Annotated in this window: 27 protein-coding genes; 21 read left to right on the top strand and 6 right to left on the bottom strand. The window is 44.1% G+C overall.

What is annotated here, in order from left to right:
* Positions 1-15 precede the first annotated feature (15 nt).
* The 3 genes from NHB34_RS04125 (at position 16) to NHB34_RS04135 (ending at position 2,610) form a co-directional block, all read left to right on the top strand.
* The gene (locus tag NHB34_RS04125) at positions 16-1,224 is read left to right on the top strand and encodes an O-succinylhomoserine sulfhydrylase (RefSeq protein WP_353428372.1); all 1,209 of its coding nucleotides are present in this window, start codon (positions 16-18) and stop codon (positions 1,222-1,224) included.
* Complete coding sequence (locus tag NHB34_RS04130) at positions 1,205-1,864, top strand: class I SAM-dependent methyltransferase (RefSeq protein WP_353428373.1); 660 nt, start codon at positions 1,205-1,207, stop codon at positions 1,862-1,864. Before NHB34_RS04125 ends, NHB34_RS04130 begins: the two co-directional genes overlap by 20 nt.
* Before the next feature lie 170 nt (positions 1,865-2,034).
* Positions 2,035-2,610 carry a rhodanese-like domain-containing protein gene (locus NHB34_RS04135; protein ID WP_353428374.1) on the top strand — a complete coding sequence of 192 codons (576 nt, stop codon included), beginning with the start codon at positions 2,035-2,037 and terminating at the stop codon, positions 2,608-2,610.
* A 77-nt stretch (positions 2,611-2,687) separates the two neighbouring features.
* On the opposite strand, the gene NHB34_RS04140 is transcribed toward NHB34_RS04135, so the two are convergent.
* The 5 genes from NHB34_RS04140 to NHB34_RS04160 form a co-directional block, all read right to left on the bottom strand.
* Positions 2,688-3,809, bottom strand: a complete 1,122-nt coding sequence (locus NHB34_RS04140; RefSeq protein ID WP_353428375.1) for an ABC transporter ATP-binding protein — start codon at positions 3,807-3,809, stop codon at positions 2,688-2,690.
* Positions 3,809-4,468 carry a molybdate ABC transporter permease subunit gene (modB, locus tag NHB34_RS04145; protein ID WP_353428376.1) on the bottom strand — a complete coding sequence of 220 codons (660 nt, stop codon included), beginning with the start codon at positions 4,466-4,468 and terminating at the stop codon, positions 3,809-3,811. The genes NHB34_RS04140 and modB overlap by 1 nt, the downstream gene beginning before the upstream one ends.
* 93 nt (positions 4,469-4,561) lie before the next feature.
* Positions 4,562-4,870 (bottom strand): high-potential iron-sulfur protein, encoded by a 309-nt coding sequence (locus NHB34_RS04150; RefSeq protein WP_353428377.1) that lies wholly within the window; start codon positions 4,868-4,870, stop codon positions 4,562-4,564.
* 13 nt (positions 4,871-4,883) lie between these two features.
* Positions 4,884-5,693, bottom strand: coding sequence for a sulfite exporter TauE/SafE family protein (locus NHB34_RS04155; RefSeq protein ID WP_353428378.1), 810 nt, complete (start codon positions 5,691-5,693; stop codon positions 4,884-4,886).
* Between the two features lie 3 nt (positions 5,694-5,696).
* The gene (locus tag NHB34_RS04160) at positions 5,697-6,938 is read right to left on the bottom strand and encodes an FAD/NAD(P)-binding oxidoreductase (RefSeq protein WP_353428379.1); all 1,242 of its coding nucleotides are present in this window, start codon (positions 6,936-6,938) and stop codon (positions 5,697-5,699) included.
* Positions 6,939-7,084: 146 nt separating this feature from the next.
* On the opposite strand from NHB34_RS04160, the gene NHB34_RS04165 reads away from it, so the two are divergent.
* The 17 genes from NHB34_RS04165 to mnmH all read left to right on the top strand — a co-directional run bounded on the left by NHB34_RS04165 (position 7,085) and on the right by mnmH (position 20,493).
* A complete protein-coding gene (locus tag NHB34_RS04165) occupies positions 7,085-7,945 on the top strand; it encodes an MBL fold metallo-hydrolase (RefSeq protein ID WP_353428535.1) in 861 nt (286 codons plus the stop codon).
* A 40-nt stretch (positions 7,946-7,985) separates the two neighbouring features.
* Positions 7,986-9,413, top strand: coding sequence for a sulfite dehydrogenase (gene soxC, locus NHB34_RS04170; protein WP_353428380.1), 1,428 nt, complete (start codon positions 7,986-7,988; stop codon positions 9,411-9,413).
* Complete coding sequence (locus NHB34_RS04175) at positions 9,397-10,488, top strand: c-type cytochrome (RefSeq protein ID WP_353428381.1); 1,092 nt, start codon at positions 9,397-9,399, stop codon at positions 10,486-10,488. The genes soxC and NHB34_RS04175 overlap by 17 nt, the downstream gene beginning before the upstream one ends.
* 81 nt (positions 10,489-10,569) lie before the next feature.
* On the top strand, positions 10,570-11,022 hold the full coding sequence (soxY, locus tag NHB34_RS04180) for a thiosulfate oxidation carrier protein SoxY (RefSeq protein ID WP_215324402.1): 453 nt from the start codon (positions 10,570-10,572) through the stop codon (positions 11,020-11,022).
* 67 nt (positions 11,023-11,089) lie between these two features.
* Entirely contained in the window at positions 11,090-11,398 is a 309-nt protein-coding gene (gene soxZ / locus NHB34_RS04185) for a thiosulfate oxidation carrier complex protein SoxZ (RefSeq protein WP_296968585.1), read from the top strand.
* Between the two features lie 43 nt (positions 11,399-11,441).
* Complete coding sequence (soxA, locus tag NHB34_RS04190) at positions 11,442-12,254, top strand: sulfur oxidation c-type cytochrome SoxA (protein ID WP_353428382.1); 813 nt, start codon at positions 11,442-11,444, stop codon at positions 12,252-12,254.
* A 19-nt stretch (positions 12,255-12,273) separates the two neighbouring features.
* Entirely contained in the window at positions 12,274-12,912 is a 639-nt protein-coding gene (soxX, locus tag NHB34_RS04195; protein WP_353428383.1) for a sulfur oxidation c-type cytochrome SoxX, read from the top strand.
* 46 nt (positions 12,913-12,958) lie between these two features.
* Entirely contained in the window at positions 12,959-14,689 is a 1,731-nt protein-coding gene (soxB, locus tag NHB34_RS04200; RefSeq protein ID WP_353428384.1) for a thiosulfohydrolase SoxB, read from the top strand.
* A gap of 22 nt (positions 14,690-14,711) precedes the next feature.
* Complete coding sequence (locus NHB34_RS04205; protein WP_353428536.1) at positions 14,712-15,149, top strand: DsrE family protein; 438 nt, start codon at positions 14,712-14,714, stop codon at positions 15,147-15,149.
* A gap of 8 nt (positions 15,150-15,157) precedes the next feature.
* Positions 15,158-16,126 (top strand): MBL fold metallo-hydrolase, encoded by a 969-nt coding sequence (locus NHB34_RS04210; protein WP_353428385.1) that lies wholly within the window; start codon positions 15,158-15,160, stop codon positions 16,124-16,126.
* 122 nt (positions 16,127-16,248) lie between these two features.
* Positions 16,249-16,509, top strand: a complete 261-nt coding sequence (locus NHB34_RS04215) for a hypothetical protein (protein ID WP_353428386.1) — start codon at positions 16,249-16,251, stop codon at positions 16,507-16,509.
* A gap of 21 nt (positions 16,510-16,530) precedes the next feature.
* Positions 16,531-17,652 carry a YeeE/YedE family protein gene (locus NHB34_RS04220; RefSeq protein WP_353428387.1) on the top strand — a complete coding sequence of 374 codons (1,122 nt, stop codon included), beginning with the start codon at positions 16,531-16,533 and terminating at the stop codon, positions 17,650-17,652.
* A gap of 18 nt (positions 17,653-17,670) precedes the next feature.
* Positions 17,671-18,108, top strand: a complete 438-nt coding sequence (locus NHB34_RS04225) for a YeeE/YedE family protein (protein ID WP_353428388.1) — start codon at positions 17,671-17,673, stop codon at positions 18,106-18,108.
* 1 nt (position 18,109) lies between these two features.
* Positions 18,110-18,550: a DUF6691 family protein gene (locus tag NHB34_RS04230; protein WP_353428389.1), complete on the top strand. Its 441-nt coding sequence runs from the start codon at positions 18,110-18,112 to the stop codon at positions 18,548-18,550.
* A 66-nt stretch (positions 18,551-18,616) separates the two neighbouring features.
* Complete coding sequence (locus NHB34_RS04235; protein WP_353428537.1) at positions 18,617-18,961, top strand: TIGR01244 family sulfur transferase; 345 nt, start codon at positions 18,617-18,619, stop codon at positions 18,959-18,961.
* Positions 18,962-18,984: 23 nt separating this feature from the next.
* Complete coding sequence (locus tag NHB34_RS04240) at positions 18,985-19,404, top strand: thioesterase family protein (protein ID WP_353428390.1); 420 nt, start codon at positions 18,985-18,987, stop codon at positions 19,402-19,404.
* A 9-nt stretch (positions 19,405-19,413) separates the two neighbouring features.
* Positions 19,414-20,493, top strand: coding sequence for a tRNA 2-selenouridine(34) synthase MnmH (gene mnmH / locus NHB34_RS04245; RefSeq protein ID WP_353428391.1), 1,080 nt, complete (start codon positions 19,414-19,416; stop codon positions 20,491-20,493).
* A gap of 3 nt (positions 20,494-20,496) precedes the next feature.
* Here mnmH and NHB34_RS04250 read toward each other — a convergent pair whose 3' ends face one another.
* Positions 20,497-21,675 (bottom strand): acyl-CoA dehydrogenase, encoded by a 1,179-nt coding sequence (locus tag NHB34_RS04250; protein ID WP_353428392.1) that lies wholly within the window; start codon positions 21,673-21,675, stop codon positions 20,497-20,499.
* A gap of 102 nt (positions 21,676-21,777) precedes the next feature.
* On the opposite strand from NHB34_RS04250, the gene NHB34_RS04255 reads away from it, so the two are divergent.
* Entirely contained in the window at positions 21,778-22,488 is a 711-nt protein-coding gene (locus tag NHB34_RS04255) for a queuosine precursor transporter (RefSeq protein ID WP_353428393.1), read from the top strand.
* Positions 22,489-22,566 lie beyond the last annotated feature (78 nt).

Raw genomic sequence — 22,566 nt, forward strand, 5'->3', positions numbered from 1 at the left:
TGTCAAAATAGCGGTATGAAGAGTAAAACCACCCGCAAAAAACCAGATTTTTCTAAGCTGGCGCTAGAGACTATTGCTGTCCGCGCTGGCACTCGCCGTACCTCTGAGTACCAAGAGCATTCTGAGGCCATGTTTTTGACATCTAGTTTTTGTTTTGATAGCGCAGAAATGGCTGCAGATGGTTTTGCTCATGCGGACCAAGGATTTATTTACTCACGCTTTACCAATCCAACTGTCAGCATGTTTCAAGATCGCTTGGCCGCCCTAGAGGGCGGTGAGGCTTGCATTGCAACCGCTTCAGGAATGTCAGCTATTCTGACAATGGCAATGGCGCATCTCCAAGCAGGTGACCATGTGATTTGCTCGCGTTCTGTTTTTGGTGCAACGATTCAGTTGTTCACCAATATCTTGGGCCGCTTTGGTATTAGTACTACCTATGTAGATTTGGCTGATACAAAAGCGTGGCAGGAGGCAGTGCTACCAAATACAAAACTGTTTTATTTAGAGACGCCTTCAAATCCCCTAACGGAGATTGCGGATATCAAGGCAATTTCAAAGATTGCCAAGAAAACAAAGGCTTTGCTAGCAGTTGATAATTGCTTTTGTACGCCTGCATTACAAAAGCCATTGTCGCTCGGTGCAGATGTAGTAATTCATTCTGCAACCAAGTATTTAGATGGTCAGGGCAGAGTAGTTGGCGGTGCAATTGTGGGTAGCAAGGATTTTGTGATGGGTAAAGTGTTTCCATACGTTCGTACCGCGGGCCCAACTTTATCTGCATTTAATGCCTGGGTGTTCCTGAAAGGTCTGGAAACGCTCGAGTTGCGCATGAAACAACAAAGCCAAAACGCGCTTGCTTTAGCTCAGTGGCTTGAGAAGCAGCCTGGCGTTGAGCGTGTTTATCATCCCGGTCTGAAGTCACATCCTCAGCATGCCTTAGCAAAGCGCCAACAAAAAGAAGGTGGTGCCATACTCTCTTTTGTTTTGAAGGGTGGAAAGAAGGCGGCTTTCAAACTCATTAATCAAACCAAGCTGTGTTCAATTACGGCAAACTTGGGCGATACCCGCACAACCATTACCCATCCTGCAACCACTACCCATTGCCGTGTAAGTCCCGAAGCTCGTAAAGCTGCTGGAATTACCGATGGCCTTGTCCGAATTGCAGTGGGCTTAGAAAATATCAACGATCTCAAAGGTGATCTCGTTGGCGGATTCAAAAAATAATCAAGTACATCAAGATAAACCTATGGGGTTCTCTGATGCTACCCAGTTTTGGAATGAGCGCTTTAATCAAGAAGAGTTTATTTTTGGAACAGAGCCGAATGAATACCTGGTTGAGCAAGCTCAGAAATATTTAAAGGCAGGCGATCAGGTTTTATGTATTGCTGATGGCGAAGGGCGCAATGGCGTTTGGCTGGCGAAGCAGGGTATGCAAGTAGTCGGCTTTGATGCCTCTGATGTTGCCTTATCTAAAGCAAGAAAGTTTGCTAAAGACAATCATGTAGCGGTCGAATATAGCTTTTCTGATACAGATAGCTATGCATGGCCAACAAATACATATGATGCAGTTGTCGGTATTTTTATTCAGTTTGCCGACCCCGAGATGCGCAAACGCATCTTTGCAAAAACTTATGAGTCTTTAAAGCCCGGCGGAATTTTTATTCTGCAGGGCTACACGCCAAAACAGCTGGAGTACAAAACTGGTGGCCCATCTTTAATAGAACATCTCTATACGGAAGAGATGATCCGAGATTTGGCGAAAGACTTCAGCATTCTTGAGCTTTGTTCTTATGAACGGGAATTATCTGAGGGGCCTCGCCACTCAGGAATGTCGGCAATACTGGGTTTGGTTGCCCGCAAATAAACGCACGATATTTGCACTAGCAATAAAAATGGGCTTGTGATGCCCTTTTTTGCAATTTATGAGGGTTTTTCGCCATTCAATTTAAAACTGTATTGCCTCACAATTTATCCATTCAATTTTCTTAAGTTTTTTGAATTTCAATGTCGTACATAATCTTGAAAGGGTGTTTTGTGAAAAAATTCTTCGTTCTTGCTGCAGTCTTCTTGTCTGGTGTAGCGGTGGCACAGTCACCCACCCCTGAGTTACTGCAAATTATTGATAAGTCTACAAACTTCGTTGTAAATACTCCTAAAGGCCCAGTTGAAATTACTCGTGTCATGACACCTTGCGCTAAGAACAAGGGTTGGTTGCAACCCCTCATTCCAATTAAAGGCGTCACACCAGTTGATGAGATCGATGTGCTGAAGGCATTAAATGACAAAGATTCATTGGTAGTTGATATGCGCGTTGTTGATGACCGCGTTAAAGGCACTATTCCTGGGTCGGTTGGTATTCCGTATACAGAAGTAGCGATGCGGATGGATGAACTTGGTTGCAAAAAACCTGCAGCAGGCTCTACAAAATGGGATTGCTCTAAAGCAAAAAAAGTGTACGCATTTTGTAACGGCCCAGTATGCCCACAGAGCCCGATGGCGATGGCTGCGATGACGCGTGATGGATTCCCTGCGACAAAAATTTATTACTATCGCGGCGGTATGCTCGATTGGGATGCGCTTGGTTTAACTACGGTGAAGGGTGAGTTTTAATTCCCTACTGAAATCTAAGTATTAATCCAGAAAAAAGGGGCTACTAGCCCCTTTTTTATTTGGCTAAGTTGAACATATTAAGCTGCGCCTTCAAAAGCAATAAATCGTCTTGGATCATTGATTTGACGAAGCGGCATGATATGGATTTTGCTTGAATCAATCTCCAGATGGAATACCTTACTAGCTTCAATTGATAAGCGTTTTACTTCGGCTGCGGATGCCTCCCACACAACTGTATGGTGGCCCTCGATAGTGCGCAATTGAATGACCGCAATTTGACCAATTGCACTGACATGGTCAACTACAACCTCAATAGAGGTGGGACTCTTTGTTATTTCCAGGCTTAAGCCATCAGCAGGAATTACCCATGCAACAGGGGTATCAGCTGGGATTTTTCCTTTATCGACTACATTAAAGATGCGCTGGCATCCATTCCAGCTTAACTTACCCGCAGTAAAGACGCCTTCAAATTTATTATTGATTCCAACAAGCTCAGCAACGCGAGAGTTTCGTGGACGTTCAAACAATACTTTTGGTGGAGCAGTTTGTAATCCAACTCCTTGGTCAATCACTGTAATACGATCAGCCAAAAGATCCGCTTCACGTAAATCATGGGTAACAAGCAATATAGGGATGTTTAAATCTTTGCGTATTTGTGCAAGCGTTTTGTACAGGCTTTGGCGCGTTGGTGCATCGATTGCAGAAAATGGCTCGTCTAGTAGAAGAATTTTGGGAGATCTGGCCAAGGCTCTGGCTAGAGCAACTCTTTGTTGTTGTCCTCCGGATAGTTGATGTGGCATCCGGTTTGACAAATTGCCAATACCCATGCGATCTAACCATTGCTGCGCTATTGATTTACGTTCATTTAAGGAGCGAATCGAGTTATACAAAGTAATGCATACATTCTCAAGAGCTGATAAGTGAGGGAAGAGTGCATATTGCTGAAACAAGAAACCACATGATCTCTCAGCGGGCTTTAATGCAGTAGTAATGCCTGCAATTTCGGTTGACTCAAACCAGATTTGTCCATCACATATAATCCTCCCAGCCTTGGGATTGTTTAATCCTGCAATGGTGCGAAGTGCTGTTGTTTTTCCGCTTCCAGACGGCCCAACTAAAGCATGCAACTCTCCTGGGTTGCACTCGAGCTTTAGTTGCAATGGCGTAGGAATATTTTGGGAGAGCGTAATGTTAAGCATTATTTTCTCCGACGCTCTCTATTGGAGCGGCTGTCATGATGGTTAAATAGTCCATATGAGATTGCAATAGCAACAAGAGAGGTGCCGAGAAGTATCAATGACAATTTACCAGCGCCAGCAGTGTCAAAGCTTTGCACTTTGTCATATATTGAGATGGAAACAGTCTTTGTCTCACCGGGAATTGCGCCGCCCACCATCAAAATCACTCCGAACTCGCCAAGGGTGTGTGCAAAAGTAAGCACTGCAGCGCTGGTTATGCCGCGCCACGCGAGTGGTAATTCAATGAGTCTAAAAATTTGCCATTTTGATAAACCACTTACTTGAGCTGCTTCACGAATTTCTGGATGAATTGCTTCAAATGCACGCTGAATTGGCTGGATTGCAAAAGGGAGGTTAACGATTAGCGAGGCAATTAATATTCCGGTAAATGAGAAAACCAGGGGAATACCAAAAATACTCTTCCCACCAAAGCCAACAAGCAGGTAATAGCCCAGCACGGTAGGTGGAAGCACCAACGGAAGGGCTAACGCGGCTTCAATCCAAGAGCGACCCTTGCTCATACCTTGTAAGGCATGGGCTACCCAAATGCCAAATGGCAAGATGAGGGCTAGTGTCCATAGAGCTAGTTTGAGAGAGAGAAGGAGTGCGTCGATATCCATCAGAATTCAATTGTATTGTGAATGGCGATTAAAAAAGACCGCAATTGCGGTCTTTTAGGGCTAAGGCACCTATCTTGTCTAGATGGACAAGGTTTATGCTTTCTTAGCGTAAGCGGAGCACCAACCTTTACCTGCAACCTGCTTACTTGGAAACAGTGAACAACCGCCAGAAGCTGCGCCAGCTTTTCCTTGGAAGAGAGCGCAGTTGTCGCACTCTTGACCTGCGGCATATTTTGCGTACTTGGCTTTATCTACTTTGCTTGCATCGGCTTTGTAGCCTAAAGCAGCTGCTTGTGGATCGGTTTCTGCAACCATAGCTTGAGCTTGCACTTGATTGTTTAAAGCCAAGGTGCAAGCACCTGCTGCTGACAAAATCATAAATTGACGACGACTAGTTTTCATGAACTTCTCCCGGTTAGATGATGCATTTATAAATCAAACTGATTGCTACTAAGAATGTAAAGACAGAAAATATTTGCTGAATTCTGGAACCACTAATTTTTTTCTCTAATAACTTTCCAATTAAAAGTCCAATAAGTGAGCCGCCACTAAAAGGGGCGGCAATAGATAAATCTAGGATTCCTGAAGCTAACGAAATCATTGCGCCTCCTGTTGAGACGATCGCTAGAACGCCTAATGAAGTAGCCACAATTGCTTTCATCGGAAGGTCGGTAAATTTTTTCAGCGAGGGAACGATGATGAAGCCGCCACCGACCCCCAGAAGTCCAGATAAAAAACCAGCGCATGCTCCCGCAAACATCAAAGACCTTGCGCAAGGAACCGTCCAGATTAATTTACCGATTGATAGATCTAGTTGACAAGGGGGCGGACTCGTTAGAACAGGTGGTTTACCGGCGATGGTTTGGGTTGCTTGAATAAACATTTTGCTGGAGACATAAATGAGTACCCCGCTAAAGATTAATAACATCGGTGTATTTGGTGCGCGTTGAGCCACCCATAAACCAAGAGGGGATAAGATGAGTCCAAAGATGGCCATAAATACGGCGGCTTTGTAGCGTAATACTTTCGAACTCAATCCAATCGCAGCTCCCAAGCCCGCAGAGAGTGCAACTGCAGTAAGAGCAATTGGACCCGCCTGCGAGATAGGCATATGAAATGCAAACACTAGTAGAGGCACAGACAAAATGCCACCACCAGCGCCAGTAAGCCCCATGAGGATGCCAATGAACATCCCGAGAGCGGGTGCTAAAACAATATGATCCATTCGTTAATTTTCAAATGGACGCGCAAGCCATTCTCTACCTTTGAGCATCGCATTCCAGTAGAGCCAAGGGAGCACATCCTTTTTCAAAATCCATGCGAGCTTGGTTGCCTTCAATGGGTTAATTAGCCATGGGAAGGTTGGTAAGAGTTTTCCACCGAATCCAAATTCAGCGAGAACAATTTTTCCCCGCTCCACTGTTAACGGGCAAGAGCCATAGCCGTCATACTTTAGAGGCATTGCTTGATGATTTTTATGGGCTAGTAAATTTTCTGCGACAACGACAACTTGCTTTCTGGCAGCTGCCGCAGTTTTTGAGTTTGGTGACGAGCAGCAATCTCCTAGGCCAAATATATTTGGATAGCGAGTATGTTGGAGAGAATATTGGTCAACATCTACCCATCCTTCGGCATTGGCAATCGGACTGCCAATCATGCAGTCTTGTGGGCCTTGAGGTGGTACCACATGTAGCATGTCAAAAGATTTTTCTATTTGCGAAGTATTCCCATCGGCGTCTTTAACAGCAAAGATTGCTTTCTGATTTGGGCCGTCAACAGAGATCAGGTTGCAGTTAAAGTTCAAAGTGGCATCATATTTTTTTACGTATTCCATCAATGGCGGTACGAAATCAGCGACGCCAAATAATGCTGCGCCAGCATTATTGAGTTCAACTTCAATATTTTTGAGTTTGCCTTGCTTTTCCCATTCATAGCACGAGAGATACATGGCTTTTTGTGGTGCGCCAGGACATTTAATTGGCATCGGAGGCTGAGTAAAAATTGCCTTACCGGATTTCATCTGTTTGACTAACTCCCACGTGTACGGTGAGTAGTCATAGCTGTAGTTTGATGTAACCCCATTTTTGCCAATCGTGTCTGTTAGTCCTGGTATTGCCTCCCATTTGATTCTGAGACCGGTTGCCACTGCTAAATACTTGTATCTAACCGGGTTTCCATGGGCGATGCGTACCTCATTCGTCTCTGGGCTAAAGCCAGTGATTTTGTCTTTTATCCAGCTCACGCCCGCTGGAATAATATCTTTTGTTTTGCGCTTACTGTTTTTAACGTTAAATGCTCCGCCACCAACAAGCGTCCAAGAGGGCTGATAGTAATGGTCCTCAGACGGCTCTATGATGCCTATGCTGAGTGACTGGTCACGATTTTTAAGACTGGCAGCAAGGCCAATACCTGCAGCGCCACCCCCGGCGATCAGGATGTCGAATTCATTATTTTGGTTCAGGCTGCTCATCTTTTCTCGCTTTCTAGAGCAATGGTTATAAAGCCCAACAATTAATATAACTAAAAGTAATAAATATATAAGGGTTAGTTATTAGTGTCTTTTTAACAGCTTTATTAAATAATTTCACCTAGAAAAATTACCTAGTAGAGCAAATGATGAATCCGGTTGTAAAAGGCTTTTTTGATGTTGATACTTGGACTGTGACCTATGTGGTTTATGAAAAACCAGGTTCACCCTGCGCCATTATCGATAGCGTGCTTGGGTACGATCCAAAGTCTGGACGAACCAACACCAGGATGGCTGATGAAGTTATTGAATTTGTAAAAGAGAATTCTCTAAAGGTCGATTGGATTTTAGAAACGCATGCTCATGCTGATCACGTTACTGCAGCCCCTTATTTGAAATCTAAACTTGGCGGCCAAATAGCTATTGGCGATCATATCTCTGTAGTGCAGGGGGTATTTAAAGGCATTTTCAATCTAGAGAGTGGATTTTTAACTGATGGATCTCAATTCGATCGCTTGCTAAAGGATGGCGAAACCATTCATTTTGGAAATTTAAGCCTTCATGCCATTTTTGTACCTGGGCATACCCCAGCTTGCATGGCTTATCAAATTGGAGATAGCATTTTCGTTGGTGACACGATGTTTATGCCCGATGTGGGAACTGCAAGATGTGACTTCCCAGGTGGTAATGCGAGTGTTTTGTATCAATCGATGAAAAAAATCTTGAGCTATCCGCCAACAACTCGATTATTTATGTGTCATGACTATCCGCCAAATAATCGCCCGATTCAATATGAAACCACTGTGGCTGAAGAGAGAAAGTCAAACATCCATATGCATGATGGAATTTCAGAAGAGCAATTTATTGAGATGCGCACCAAACGCGATGCTACTTTAGAAATGCCAGTTCTGATATTGCCAGCTATTCAGGTCAATATTCGTGCGGGTGAGTTTCCGGCTAAAGAGGCTAACGGAGTGTCGTACCTAAAGATTCCAGTAAACGCAGTCTAGTAAGTATTCAAGCTACATCTATTTATAAAGGTATAGGTTAATGGCTGATCAAAAACGTAGTGATCATGTAAGTAATAAACAAATCGAACTGAATCGCGAGGATATCTATGCTGTAGAGAAGCCCGCTAGTTCAGCTCGTCTAGTAAAGGCTCCAGAGCATTTTGTATCTCAAGAGTTGATTGCAGACATCAACGCTAATGGCTTAGATGAGACGCGCCGCGGCTTTTTGAGAAAAGGTTTCCTCTCAGCTATTGGTGGTGCAGCTGCTGGTTTAACGGCGCCAATTGCTTTTGCTGCCGGCGAAGGGGATCCTGCCATCTTGGAAAAACAAGAATGGCAAACTACTTTGGGTAAGAATGTGGCGACGATGCCTTATGGTGTGCCATCAATTTATGAGGCTAATTTAATTCGTCGTGAGTCGCCCGGTTTAACACGTGTCTCTGCTGCTTCGGTAGCCTTCACACCATTGCAGGGTTTGTTTGGAACTATTACTCCTAACGGCTTGCATTTTGAACGTCATCACCAGGGTTGGTATAACCTGAACCCTGAAACTCATCGTCTAATGGTGAACGGCCTAGTAAAAAATGCGCGCGTGTTCACCATGAATGATTTGATGAGATTGCCTTCAGTTTCTCGTACGCACTTTATTGAGTGTGGTGCCAATACTGGACTGGAGTGGGGTAATGTGGCGGTTCCAACCGTTCAGTACACCCACGGCATGCTCTCTTGCTGCGAATTTACTGGCGTGCCGCTTAAGGTTCTATTAGATGAGTGTGGTGCAGATCTTAAGAAGGGTAAGTTCTTGCTTGCCGAAGGTGGCGATGGATCTGGCATGACCAGAACAATCAATTTAGAAAGTTGTCTAGACGATACGATCGTAGCGTGGGCTATGAATGGCGAGATGTTGCGTCCAGAAAATGGCTTCCCATTGCGTCTTGTTGTTCCTGGTGTTCAGGGTGTAAGTTGGGTTAAATGGTTGCGCCGTTTGGAAGTAGGAGACATGCCTTGGAACGCCAAGGATGAAGCAGTTCACTATATTGAATTGATGCCAGATGGAATTCATCGTCAATATGCCTCTATTCAAGAATGTAAATCAGTTATCACCACGCCGTCTGGTGGTCAGCAGTTACTCGATAAAGGTTTTTACAACGTAAGTGGTATGGCATGGTCGGGTCGCGGCAAGATTAGGCGTGTAGATGTTTCGTTCGATGGCGGTAATAATTGGCGTACCGCTCGTTTAGAGACGCCAGTCTTAACCAAATCAATTACTCGCTTTAATATTGATTGGGTTTGGGATGGATCCCCTGCAATACTTCAATCGAGAGCGGTTGACGAGACTGGCTATGTTCAGCCTTCGATCAAGGCCTTGCGTGCAGTCCGCGGCACCCGTTCCATCTATCACAACAATGCAATTCAATCCTGGAAATTGGATTCAAATGGCGAGGTGAGCAATGTTCAAGTTGGATAAATTATTTGCTCGATTAGGGCTATTAACTTTAGTGGCACTTTCCGCTCACGCCGTATATGCCCAAAGCACGCAAGGTTCAGCAAAGTTTCCTGGGGTAGGTCGTAACGCTACTCCTGCTGAGGTCGCTGCATGGGATATTGATGTTCGTCCAGATTTCAAAGGACTCCCAAAAGGATCAGGCTCGGTAGATCAAGGTCAAACTATTTGGGAATCCAAATGCGCAAGTTGTCACGGTATTTTTGGTGAGTCTAATGAAATCTTTACCCCAATTACTGGCGGTACCACTAAAGATGATGTGAAGACTGGCCGAGTTGCTTCTTTGGCCGATATGAAGCAACCACAACGTACTACCTTGATGAAGGTGCCAACAGTATCAACTCTGTGGGATTACATTTATCGTGCGATGCCTTGGAATGCTCCTCGCTCTTTAACGCCTGATGAAACCTATGCTTTAGTAGCTTTTATTCTTAGTATTGGTGAAGTGGTTCCAGATGATTTTGTTCTTAGCAATACCAATATTGCACAAGTACAAGCGAAGATGCCTAACCGTAATGGCATGACCAGAAAGCACGGTTTTTGGAATGTTAAAGATAAGCCAGATGTTAATGGCTCATCATGCATGAACAATTGTGTAACGTTTGTGCAGATTGGCTCAACATTGCCAGATTTTGCGCGTGACGCTCATGGCAATATTGCAGACCAAAATCGTCTTTATGGCCCATATCGTGGCGCTGATACTACCAAGCCACCGATTGCAAAGTTACCTGGTTCATCTGGCGAGGGATTGGCGCATGCTAAGGATACCCATGCTAGTGCAGCAAAAGGTCCTGCAGCTTTATTTAAAAATGAAAATTGTTCTGCTTGCCATGCGCCAAACGCTAAATTGGTAGGACCTTCAATTGCGGATATTTCTGCCAAGTATCAAGGGCAGAGTGATGCAGTTGATAAGTTGATGAATAAGGTTAAAAATGGCGGATCAGGTGTTTGGGGCTCTATCCCCATGCCTCCCCAGGCTCAGTTATCAGATGAAGATAGAAAAACTTTAGTGGTTTGGGTGCTTTCTGGTGGCAAATAGGGAGTTCATGAGTAATAACCAGCATGATTTATTGGAAAGCAGATAATATATTTACAGCAAGAGATTAACAAAGGAGTTTTTATGAATCAGCAGCGTCGCAGTTTATTGAAGTACTCAGCCGTTTTTGGCTTGATGGCATCTGCAGGTCTTATTAGCGTGGCTCAAGCGCAAGAGTGGAATAAGGCTGCCTTTGAAGGTAAAAGTCTGGATGATGTTTTCAAAATTTTAGGCGCTGGTAGCCCAGATAAATCTGGCGCTGTTACCTTGAATGCACCAGATATCGCTGAGAATGGCGCCGTCGTTCCGGTTGGTATTACGACCACCCTTAAGGCAGAGCAAATGGCAATCTTGGTTGAAAAGAATCCTAGTGCTTTAGCTGCTCAATTTTTTATTCCTGCTGGCACTGAGCCATTTGTGACTACTCGTATCAAAATGGGTCAAACCTCGAATGTCTACGCATTAGTAAAGGCTGATGGCAAGTGGAGCATGGCTGTGAAAGAGGTAAAAGTAACTCTCGGTGGTTGCGGCGGTTAATTACTTATCAATCGCTCACAAACTGAATTATTACGATTAACGAATAACTAAATTACAAGAGGAAAATATGGCTGATCCAATGCGCGTTAGAGCTGCTGAAAATGGTGGAATTGTGGATGTAAAAATTTTGATGAAGCATGATATGGAGTCAGGACAGCGTAAAGATGCTTCTGGCAAAGTCATTCCAGCTTGGTTCATCAGCACAATCAATGTTAAAGCCAATGGCAAAGATGTATTGAATGGTCAATTTGGTCCTGCTGTTTCAAAAGACCCATTTTTGAACTTCAAATACAAGGGCGCTAAAGGCGACAAGATTGTTGTGAGCTGGGTAGACAGCAAAGGTGATAAGCGGACTGACGAAGCGACTGCTTCTTAATTATCGCCATCACTCTGTCTCAATTAGTCTGAAAGGGTATCAAATGCAGCATACATTCACCTTAGGCTTAGCCTCAGGAATATTGGCAACTTTGTTGTCAGTTTCTTCTTCGTCTTATGCTCAAAATGCAACGGACGATATAGCAAAGTACCGCGAAATGATTGCAGATGGTAACCCTTCAGAGCTTTATGAGGCTGCTGGTGAAGATCTCTGGAAGAAACCTGCGGGCCCTAAAAATGCAACACTAGAAAAATGTGATTTAGGCTTAGGGCCTGGGGTTGTTAAAGGTGCTGCGGCGCAATTGCCACGCTATTTCAAGGATACCAATAAGGTGCAAGACCTCGAGTCGCGTTTGATGACTTGTATGCAAAAGCTTCAAGGTCGAGATCCTCAGGAGATGGTGGATGCACCATTTCAAAAGGGTCCAAAGAAAGATATGGAGGCAATTGTTGCATACGTAGTCACTGCATCTAAAGGCGACAAAATCAAAGTAAGCACCAATCACCCTAAAGAGAAAGAAATGTACGATCTTGGAAAGCGTGCATTTTATTTTCAAGGTGGCCCCATGGATTTCTCATGCGCATCTTGTCATGGTGAAGATGGGAAGCGAATTCGTTTACAGGATTTGCCAAACATTACCACTCAGAAAGGTGCTGCACTTGGTTGGGGGTATTGGCCAGCCTATCGTGTATCTAGTGGACAATTTTGGACTATGCAGCAACGTTTGAACGATTGCTATCGTCAACAGCGCTTCCCATTCCCGATTTATGGATCAGATTTGACTATCGCTCTATCTATGTATATGGCAAAGAATGCCAACGGTGGCACAGTTGAAACTCCTGGTTTAAAGCGTTAATGGATAAGAGACAGAGAACATGAAAATGAAAAATATCAAACCCCTCTTAGCTATTACAACTTTTGCTTTTGCAGCAATCGCGTTTCAAAGTTCGGCTATCGCACAACAGGCTAACGATCCAAAATTCAACAAGATGATGAAAGATGGGTTTAGGGCTGAAGGCATTGCTGGTTTAGATCGGATTGCGCAAGATGAAACTCAACGTTTTTGTTCCGACCCTGCATTTGCCAATAGCCCCAAAGGTCAGGCGATGCGCGAGAAGATACAAAAAATTAATATGGATAGCATCAAGCAACCATCTGATGGTAAATATATTGGTGACTGGAAGAAGGGTGAAGCAATTGCGCAAAGTGGGCGTGGTGCAACCTGGACTGACAAGGCCGATACCCCAATTGGTGGGGGTTGCTACAACTGTCATCAAATCGATAAGAAAGAGATTTCTTATGGAACCATCGGACCATCGCTATGGAATTATGGCAAGATGCGCGGCAATTCTCAGGAGTTAATCGTTTACACCTGGAATCGTATCAACAACTCAAAAGCGTATAACGCCTGCAGCAATATGCCACGTTTTGCTCACTTCAAGTTATTAAATGAACAGCAGATTCAGGATGTGATGGCTTTGTTGCTCGATCCCGCCTCACCAGTAAATCAATAAAACAAAAAAACAGGCCGAGAGGCCTGTTTTCATAAGGAAGAATGATATGTCTTTAAGTCGTCGCGATTTTTTGCAAGCCTTGGCAATTGCATCTGCAGGTGGAATGAGTTTGCAATCTAATTTTGTAAATGCACAAAGCAATGCGCAAAAGTTCTATGACTTACCTAAATTCGGCAATGTCCATCTGTTGCACTTTACAGATTGCCATGCGCAATTACTGCCAATCTATTTTCGTGAGCCCAATGTCAATCTGGGTATTGGTGCACAAGAGGGCAAGACCCCACACTTGGTTGGCGAATATTTCCTCAAAGCCAATGGCATTAAACCAGGCACTCGTGACGCTCATGCATTTACATACTTAGATTATGTAGCTGCTGCGCAAAACTACGGCAAGATGGGTGGCTTTGCTCATATGGCAACCTTGGTGAAACAGCTAAAAGCAGGTCGTCCTGGCGCCCAGTTATTGGATGGTGGTGATACTTGGCAAGGTTCTGGTACCGCTTTATGGACTAATGGTCAAGATATGGTTGATGCCGCTCTAGCACTTGGTGTTGACGTGATGACGCCACACTGGGAAATGACTCTAGGCGAGAAGCGCGTAATGGAAATCGTCAACGGTGATTTCAAGGGCAAGGTTTCATTTGTTGCCCAAAATATTAAAACGTCTGATTTTGGGGATATGGTTTTCAACCCCTATGTAATGAAGAATATGAATGGTGTTCAGGTCGCCATTATTGGACAAGCATTCCCTTATACACCAATTGCTAATCCACGCTATTTCACTCCAGACTGGACTTTTGGAATACAGGAAGAGAACTTACAAAAAACTATTGATGAGGTAAAGTCAAAAGGAGCGAAAGTTGTTGTATTGCTTTCGCACAACGGCATGGACGTTGATTTAAAAATGGCATCGCGCGTAAGTGGTCTGCACGCAATTATGGGTGGTCATACGCATGATGGAGTGCCAGTGCCTGTGCAAGTTAAGAATCGTGGTGGCATGACGCTTGTTACGAATGCTGGATCTAATGGTAAATTTTTAGGCGTGCTTGATTTTGATGTGAAGGGCGGTAAGCCAGTCGACTTCCGTTACAAACTGTTGCCCATCTTCTCGAACATGATTCCTGCCGATCCTGTGATGACGAAGTTGATTGCAAAAGTAAGGGCTCCGTATGAGGCTAAGTTAAATGAAAAATTAGCTACAACCGAAGGGCTTTTATATCGTCGCGGTAACTTTAATGGTAGCTTTGATCAGTTAATTCTAGATGGACTGATGGCACAGAAAAATGCAGAGATTGCTTTTTCACCTGGATTCCGTTGGGGTACAAGCCTCTTGCCAGGCCAAGCAATTACACGTGAAAACCTCTTGGATCAAACTGCAATCACTTATCCATACACCACGGTAAGCAATATGTCTGGGGAGACGATTAAGACCATTCTCGAAGATGTAGCAGACAACTTATTTAATCCTGATCCGTATTACCAACAGGGTGGTGACATGGTCCGCGTTGGAGGTATGCAATATACGATTGATCCTGCACAAACAGCGGGTAATCGCATATCGGATATGCGACTTCACGGTAAACCAATAGAGGCTAGCAAAACATATAAGGTGGCTGGTTGGGCGCCTGTAAGTGAAGAGGCTAAAAATGCTGGTGGCGAGCCTATCTGGGATGTTATTGAGCGCCACTTAAAAGATGTGAAGGTGGTTAAAGCAGTTAAGCTTAATGAACCAGTGATTAAGGGGGTTGCTAATAATCCAGGTATGGCGCCAATTTAATTTTTCACTGGAGAGAATAATGATCAAAAAAATAGCTCAATTTCTTGCTTGTCTAGTAATTGCATTTGGTTTTCTGACGAATGCTTCTGCTCAAAGCACCGCCGGCTCAAAGGTCGTCTATCACATCGATGATGCTGAGGTTCAAGGCATTAAAGGTTTGCGCAATATTCGCAATCATCTAGATACTGCTCCAAGCACTACCATTATTGTGGTCACTCACGCCAATGGTGTTGACCTACTAATGGAGGGTGTAAAAGACAAAAAGAATAATATTGAATATGCACCATTGGTTTCGGCGCTCAAGTCTCGTGGCGTTAAATTTGAAGTATGCGAGATTACTTTAAAGAATCGAAATCTCAAAAAAGATCAATTTATTTTGGATGCCGATTTCACGCCATCAGGCGTTGTAAGGGTTGCAGATCTTCAATATAAAGATGGCTTTGCATACATTAAGCCGTAAATCCTGAAATGACATTTTGTATTCGTCGTATTCATGATTGTCTCAGGATCCTGCTTGGATCCTTTGTTATTTATTGTTCGGCTATTGCTCAAGCTCAATCAGTGGCAGATGGGGTTTTGGTGCAGCCAATTCAGGTGGCGCCTCATACCTATTTTGTTCAGGGTCGCCCAGAGATGGGTAGTAGCGCCAATCAAAACTTTATCTCGAATGCGGGGTTTGTGGTTACCCCAGGTGGAGTCGTTGTCATTGATGCGCTTGGTTCTCCAGTATTGGCAAAAAAACTCATTGCTGAAATTAATAAAGTCAGTAAGCAAAAAATTGTGGCTGTGATAGTGAGTCATTACCATGCAGACCATGTCTATGGTTTGCAAGAATTTAAAAAGATCGGCGCCAAGATTTACGCCCAAGGTGAGGGTAGAAACTACCTGTCGTCTGAAACGGCCAAGCAAAGGTTAATTGCCTCTAGAGTAGACTTTGCGCCGTGGGTTAATGCAAATACCAGATTGATTTCTGCTGACGTGTGGATTGATCAACAATTCAATCTAAAGATTGGTGGCGTAGATTTTTTCATCTCAAGAGTGGGTCCTGCCCATGCGCCCGAAGACTTGATGATCTATGTGCCCTCAGAAAAAGTGCTGTTTGCAGGAGATTTGGTTTTCCGTGGACGCATTCCATTTGTTGGAAACGCAGATAGTAAGGGTTGGTTACAGGCTTTGGATGAGATTGAAAGACTCAATCCCAAGACTGTAATACCTGGCCATGGCTCATACTCAACTAAGCCGCTTGAGGATATTTCTTTTACACGATCTTATTTGAAGTATTTGCGTGAATCTATGGCATCAGCCGCGTTGAACATGGATCCATTTGAAGAGGCATATCAGTCAGCAGATTGGTCTGAATACGAGGGAATGCCTCTATTTAGGGCTGCCAATCGGATGAATGCCTATAACGTCTATCTATCAATCCAGGCTGAATAGGAATTAGGGCAAATTTAGCGACTTGGATCTAAAATAGGCATTTATCCATATATCGCTGATTTGTAATGAAATTTATCGTATTCGGTCGAAAGATTTTTGTCTGTGCCGCTCTTGGCTTCAGCATGAGTGTTCTTGCAGCTCCGAATCTTCAAAATGGCAAAGAGATTGATCAAAATAAATGCTATGCATGTCATGCCAAGAAAATGGGGTTCGGGAACGGGGACATGATTTATACCCGCTCCGATAGCAAGGTGAACTCTCTTGCTAAGTTGAAGACAATGGTTGAACGCTGCAATACTGAATTGCGTCTTGATCTATTTCCTGAAGATGAGGCTGATGTCACTGCTTATTTAAATAAGCAATTCTATAAATTTAAACAATAATTTTTTTTAAGTACATTCTTCATGGAAGCGGTTGATATTCATTTTCTTGGCAAAACTGTTCTTTGGTCGACCTTTGCCGTCACCTTTCTTTTGGGTATGGTGATGCAGAAAACTGGCTTTTGCAGTATGGGCGCTATCTCAGATGTTTTTATTGTTGCAAGTTCTAATCGATTAAGGCAATGGTTTTTGGCCATCGGCACAGCTATTCTAGGATTTACTGTATTAGCGCATTTAGGTTTAATTGATTCTCTGAAGACGTTCTATACCGGTAATAAATTCTTGTGGCTTTCAACTATCGTCGGAAGCATTCTGTTTGGAATGGGAATGGTGCTTGCCTCTGGCTGTGGCAGTAAAACCTTGGTTCGAATCGGCGGCGGCAATTTGAAGTCTGTGGTTGTATTTATGGTTTTAGGGCTCACCGCTTATATGACTATGCGCGGATTTTTGGGTGTCATTCGCACAAATTCTATTGATTTGGTTTTTATTACCTTTGCCACGCCGCAGGATTTGCCAAGCCTTCTTGCGGGACCGCTGGGTATTGCTAGGGCAAATCTGCACTTAGCGCTCGGTTTAATTATTGGTATAGGGTTTATTACTTTTGCGTTGGCTGATAAGGCATTCCTTAATTTTGAAAATCTTTTTGCTGGTATTTCAGTTGGTTTGGTAATTACTGCAGTTTGGTGGATTTCAGGCGCCCTGGGTCATGTTGCCGAGGATCCCAATACCCTTGAAGAAGTATTTCTAGTGACCAATTCTGGTCGAATGGAGAGTTTGTCTTTTGTTGCGCCTTATGCGTATTCATTAGATTGGCTAATGATGTACAGCGATACTTCAAAAGTTCTCACGATTGGCATAGTTGCAGTCATTGGCATGATTTTAGGCTCTGCAGTAATTTCTCTATCAACCAGAACGTTTCGTTGGGAAACCTTTCGTAACACTGAAGATACTGCCAATCATTTAGTTGGTGCAGCATTGATGGGTTTTGGTGGTGTTACCGCCTTGGGTTGTACGGTTGGTCAGGGTTTAAGTGGTATTTCAACCTTAGCCTTGAGTTCTCTGATTGCATTGCCAGGCTTTATTTTTGGCGGCTATTTAGGTGTGCGTTATTTACAATTTCGTATGGCGCCAAATCCTTGCGCTTAATCATTTCAGAATATCAATATGCAAATTGATTGGCTTTCATTTACACCCATTCCATCTCTATTGGGCGGTGCTTTGCTAGGTATTGCTGCTGCGCTCTATGTGCTATTGCATGGGCGCATCTTAGGTATTAGTGGAATCATTTCGGGATTGCTTCATCCGAAGCCAAATGATGTTGTGTGGCGTTTAGCCCTAGTACTGGGTTTGCTAACTTCACCACTTTGGGCTGCGCTATTTTTTGGCATTCGGCCAGTTGTAGAAATTCATACTGGTTGGTATGCAATTATGATTGCAGGTTTTTTGGTAGGCTTTGGTGTTCAGTACGGTTCTGGCTGCACTAGTGGTCATGGTATCTGTGGTTTATCTAGGCTGTCCCCGCGATCTTTGGTTGCTACCCTGAGTTTTATGGGTGCAGGTTTTCTCACTGTATTTATCTTGCGTCATTTGATTGGGGGCTAATGTGAAAAAACATTTCGGCCTTTTTAGTCAATTTGCAATTGGCGTCCTTTTTGGTTTTGGCTTAATTATTTCCGGAATGAGCAATCCACAAAAGGTCCTTGGTTTTCTAGATCTTGCAGGTCCTTGGGATCCATCTTTGATATTTGTGATGGTAGGTGCCATACTGGTTGGTCTTGGCGGATTCTATGTTGTTAAAAATAGAAGCGAGGCGTTCTTTGGCGGTGCATTTCATATTCCAACAAGAAAAGATATATCTAAGGCCCTTGTTATTGGCAGTTTCATTTTTGGAGTAGGTTGGGGTATAGCGGGTATTTGTCCTGGTCCTGCAATCGTGGCACTTGGCGCGGGCTATCTTAAGGCCCTAGCTTTTGTTGTGGCCATGCTAGTTGGGATGCGTGTTTGCGAGCGTTTCTTCAGTGGCCACAAGCACTTACCAAAATAATTCATATAGCACGACTACTAATACGATATGCAATTTCTAAAAAATTTATTTAAAACAGAGGGTGTCATGAGTCTTCCTATTACTTGCCACAATGCACAATTTGCCACCTTGGGTCAAATTGAACCAGCACATCTGGCTGAGATTGCCAAGCAAGGTTATAAAAGCGTAATCAATAATCGCCCTGATGGCGAAGGCGGCCCTGATCAACCAAAGAATGCAGATATTGAAGCTGAAGCGCAAAAGTTAGGCTTAAATTATGTGTATCTACCCGTAGTCTCTGGTGCCATTACTCCAGAACAAGTAGTTGAAATGGCTCGTTTATTAAAAACTTTGCCTGGTCCCGTTTTAGCATTTTGTCGCTCAGGCGCACGTTCAACCAATTTGTATCAACTTGCTTTACAAGTAAATTAAGCAAGAGTTAATTTGGTAAAACAATGCGTATTGTTATTCCAGAGGATCGTAAGTTAGTCCATGAAATGATCACACCAATTCGGTGGGGTGATATGGATGCCTATGGTCATGTGAATAACACGATCTATTTTCGGTACATGGAACAAGCTCGAGTGGAGTGGATTACTTCATTGGGTTATCAGGTGGCGCCTGGCAGGGAGTCCATGCTGATGATGAATGGCTTTTGTAACTTCTACAAACAGCTTTCATATCCAGGCGACTTGATTCTGAAAACCTCGATTGGTGCGATTGGTCGCACCAGTATGGATGTATTCACCAGCATGGCGTTGACCTCGACACCTAATGAAGAGGTGGCAATTGGTGGTGCAACTATGGTTTGGGTAGATCTCACCACCAATAAATCAGCGCCTTGGCCTGAGCATATTTTGCAAAAGATTAGCTAACAAGGCGGTATGCAGCCAAGCAACCCACAAATCTTATCGCGGGAACGATTTGTCGCTGAACTCAATTCTTATGATTGCATCATTGATGTGCGATCACCAGCTGAATTTGCTTTAGACCATATTCCTGGCGCAGTGAACTATCCAGTCCTCAATAATGAGGAACGTGCACAGATAGGCACTTTATATAAACAAGACTCGCCATTTGCTGCGAAGAAGCTCGGTGCGGCTTTGGTATCGCGCAATATTGCCAATCATCTAGAGAATCATTTTCAAGATTTTCCACGGACTTGGCGCCCATTGGTTTACTGTTGGCGCGGTGGTGAGCGCAGCGGTGCGTTCACTCATATTCTCAATCGAATTGGTTGGAAAGCCATGCAATTAGAAAGTGGCTATCAAGGCTTTCGGAGAGTTGTCATTGATGGCCTAGATGAGGCGGCTAAGCAATTTTCATTTCAAGTGATTTGCGGCATGACCGGCAGTGGGAAGACGAGGGTATTGCAAGAGGCGGCTCGTTATGGTGCTCAGATATTAGATCTTGAGGCGCTAGCAATTCATCGAGGGTCTGTATTGGGTAATGAGCCTAATATTGAGCAGCCAACCCAAAAGGGCTTTGAGACAGCTTTATGGAATGCGTTACGAACCTTAGATCCATCAAAACCAGTATTGGTTGAGTCGGAAAGTAAAAAGGTTGGCGGACTGCACATACCTGATGCCTTAATGGAAAAAATTCGGGGCGGCGCATGTATTGAACTGAGGTCAAGTACGCAAACTCGCGTTTCTTGGTTGATGCGCGAATACCATCATTTTTTGACGGACGCTGATGGCTTGAAAAGCAAGCTAGCCTTGCTGACAGCGCATTATGGAAAAGTGCAGATTGCTAAATGGAACGAGGCGATTGATGCCCAGCAATTCCCTGGCTTAGTGGAGGAGTTATTAATTAAGCACTACGACCCATCCTACCAATCTTCTATTGTGCGTAATTTTCCTCAGTATCGTGCTGATTATTTTGTGCAACTCGAAAATGATAGTGACGAAGCCTTCGCAAAAGCAGCTAAGGCTATCGTCAGTCAGTTACCGGCTCGGTGTTAAAGCTTAGCTAAAAGCCTGAATGCCCGTTTGTGCACGTCCTAAGATGAGGGCATGGATATCATGCGTGCCTTCGTAGGTATTGACAACCTCGAGGTTCATCATATGGCGAACTACACCATATTCATCAGAGATACCATTACCGCCATGCATATCGCGCGCCATGCGGGCAATTTCTAGAGATTTACCGCAAGAGTTGCGTTTCATGATAGAGGTAATTTCAGGGGCAGCAATGCCTTCATCTTTCATGCGGCCTAAGCGTAAGCATCCTTGTAGTGCCAAAGTAATCTCTGTTTGCATATCAGCCAACTTTTTTTGAATGAGCTGATTAGATGCGAGAGGCTTGCCAAATTGCTTGCGATCCATGGTGTATTGGCGTGCTGCATGCCAACACCATTCAGCCGCTCCTAATGCACCCCAGGAGATGCCATAACGAGCGGAGTTGAGGCAGGTGAACGGACCTTTGAGACCAGTAATTTCTGGGAATTCATTTTCAGCAGGGACAAAGACTTCATCCATGACGATTTCACCAGTGATAGAGGCGCGCAGACCCATCTTGCCGCTGATCTTAGGAGCGGTTAGGCCCTTCATGCCTTTCTCAAGAATGTAGCCACGAATAATGCCTTCATCATTCTTAGCCCACACCACAAAGACATCGGCAATCGGAGCATTTGAGATCCACATTTTTGAGCCAGTTAGCGAGAATCCGCCGGGAACTTTTTTAGCTCTAGTGATCATGCCACCTGCATCGGAACCATAGTTGGGTTCAGTGAGGCCAAAGCAGCCAATCCATTCACCGCTTGCTAGTTTTGGAAGATATTTTTGTTTTTGTGCTTCGCTACCAAACTCATTGATGGGAACCATCACCAAAGAAGATTGAACACTCATCATTGAGCGATAGCCAGAGTCGACACGTTCGATTTCACGGGCAATCAGGCCATAAGAGACATAGTTGAGATTAGCGCCGCCATATTGCTCAGGAATGGTTATGCCTAACAAGCCTAGTTCACCCATTTCACGAAAGATCGCAGGATCGGTTGTTTCATTGCGATATGCCTCCAAAATACGCGGCATTAAACGACCTTGTGCATATTCTGCGGCGGCATCGCGTACCATGCGCTCATCTTCGCTCAGTTGTGTGTCCAATAGAAGGGGATCTGCCCAGTTAAAGCTCGCTTTGCTCATCGTCTTAAGTCGTCCTATTCATTGCTGGTATTGATGTATCTGGCCCTCAGCGTGATTTACTGAAAGGGGATATTCTTTCTCTATTATCCATTTTTTAGAGCTATGGACTCCTCGAGACGACATCATCGCTACTACGACTTGATTCTGGCCGCTTTTGTGGTTGTCTTGTTGTGTTCGAACTTTATTGGCGCCGGTAAAGCTGCAGTGGTTAGCCTGCCATATTTTGGTGAGTTAGCTTTTGGCGCAGGAATTCTATTCTTCCCCATCTCGTATTTCTTTGGTGATATTTTGACCGAGGTGTACGGATATGCTTACGATCGAAGGGCGGTATGGGCTGGATTTACGGCCCTTTTGTTTGCCGCAATCATGGCGCAAATTGTGATTGCACTTCCTGTTGCGCCAGGAGGGTACATGGCCAATTATCAACAGGGATTGGAAACTGTTTTTGGAAATTCTTGGCGTATCGCATTAGCTTCCATGTTTTCATTCTGGTGCGGCAGTTTTACGAATAGCTTTGTTCTGGCCAAAATGAAAATATGGACACAAGGCCGCTATCTTTGGATGCGCACTATTGGTTCTACAGCAGTTGGTGAGCTAGTAGATTCTGCGTTCTTCTATGTTTTAGCTTTCTATGGCATTTGGCCAACCCATGAGCTCATCGCCGTGGCCTTAGCTCAATATGCCTTGAAAACAGGCTGGGAGGTATTAGCAACGCCCTTGACCTATTGGGTAGTGAATTACCTTAAACGCAAGGAAAATGAGGATTATTACGATATTCATACAAATTTCACGCCATTTCGGGTCAAACTTTAATCGCGTAACGTTCTTGGTCATTTGAGGACCTTAAGCCGTTAAAATAATGGTCTTTGCCTCAAATGAGGCCGCATTGCA

Origin of the sequence: Polynucleobacter sp. MWH-UH19D, assembly GCF_040409795.1 — a bacterium.
Taxonomy (GTDB): Bacteria; Pseudomonadota; Gammaproteobacteria; order Burkholderiales; family Burkholderiaceae; genus Polynucleobacter.

Bases quoted from the DNA above. Each gene is read 5' to 3' on its own strand.
- NHB34_RS04210 (WP_353428385.1), top strand. From the start codon at position 15,158: ATGACATTTTGTATTCGTCGTATTCATGATTGTCTCAGGATCCTGCTT.
- soxZ (WP_296968585.1), top strand. From the start codon at position 11,090: ATGGCTGATCCAATGCGCGTTAGAGCTGCTGAAAATGGTGGAATTGTG.
- NHB34_RS04155 (WP_353428378.1), bottom strand. From the start codon at position 5,693: ATGGATCATATTGTTTTAGCACCCGCTCTCGGGATGTTCATTGGCATC.
- NHB34_RS04160 (WP_353428379.1), bottom strand. From the start codon at position 6,938: ATGAGCAGCCTGAACCAAAATAATGAATTCGACATCCTGATCGCCGGG.
- NHB34_RS04235 (WP_353428537.1), top strand. From the start codon at position 18,617: ATGAGTCTTCCTATTACTTGCCACAATGCACAATTTGCCACCTTGGGT.
- NHB34_RS04255 (WP_353428393.1), top strand. From the start codon at position 21,778: ATGGACTCCTCGAGACGACATCATCGCTACTACGACTTGATTCTGGCC.
- mnmH (WP_353428391.1), top strand. From the start codon at position 19,414: ATGCAGCCAAGCAACCCACAAATCTTATCGCGGGAACGATTTGTCGCT.
- NHB34_RS04150 (WP_353428377.1), bottom strand. From the start codon at position 4,870: ATGAAAACTAGTCGTCGTCAATTTATGATTTTGTCAGCAGCAGGTGCT.
- NHB34_RS04225 (WP_353428388.1), top strand. From the start codon at position 17,671: ATGCAAATTGATTGGCTTTCATTTACACCCATTCCATCTCTATTGGGC.
- NHB34_RS04240 (WP_353428390.1), top strand. From the start codon at position 18,985: ATGCGTATTGTTATTCCAGAGGATCGTAAGTTAGTCCATGAAATGATC.
- NHB34_RS04175 (WP_353428381.1), top strand. From the start codon at position 9,397: ATGTTCAAGTTGGATAAATTATTTGCTCGATTAGGGCTATTAACTTTA.
- NHB34_RS04250 (WP_353428392.1), bottom strand. From the start codon at position 21,675: ATGAGCAAAGCGAGCTTTAACTGGGCAGATCCCCTTCTATTGGACACA.
- modB (WP_353428376.1), bottom strand. From the start codon at position 4,468: ATGGATATCGACGCACTCCTTCTCTCTCTCAAACTAGCTCTATGGACA.
- NHB34_RS04165 (WP_353428535.1), top strand. From the start codon at position 7,085: ATGAATCCGGTTGTAAAAGGCTTTTTTGATGTTGATACTTGGACTGTG.
- NHB34_RS04125 (WP_353428372.1), top strand. From the start codon at position 16: ATGAAGAGTAAAACCACCCGCAAAAAACCAGATTTTTCTAAGCTGGCG.
- soxA (WP_353428382.1), top strand. From the start codon at position 11,442: ATGCAGCATACATTCACCTTAGGCTTAGCCTCAGGAATATTGGCAACT.
- NHB34_RS04220 (WP_353428387.1), top strand. From the start codon at position 16,531: ATGGAAGCGGTTGATATTCATTTTCTTGGCAAAACTGTTCTTTGGTCG.
- soxY (WP_215324402.1), top strand. From the start codon at position 10,570: ATGAATCAGCAGCGTCGCAGTTTATTGAAGTACTCAGCCGTTTTTGGC.
- soxX (WP_353428383.1), top strand. From the start codon at position 12,274: ATGAAAATGAAAAATATCAAACCCCTCTTAGCTATTACAACTTTTGCT.
- soxB (WP_353428384.1), top strand. From the start codon at position 12,959: ATGTCTTTAAGTCGTCGCGATTTTTTGCAAGCCTTGGCAATTGCATCT.
- NHB34_RS04140 (WP_353428375.1), bottom strand. From the start codon at position 3,809: ATGCTTAACATTACGCTCTCCCAAAATATTCCTACGCCATTGCAACTA.
- soxC (WP_353428380.1), top strand. From the start codon at position 7,986: ATGGCTGATCAAAAACGTAGTGATCATGTAAGTAATAAACAAATCGAA.
- NHB34_RS04215 (WP_353428386.1), top strand. From the start codon at position 16,249: ATGAGTGTTCTTGCAGCTCCGAATCTTCAAAATGGCAAAGAGATTGAT.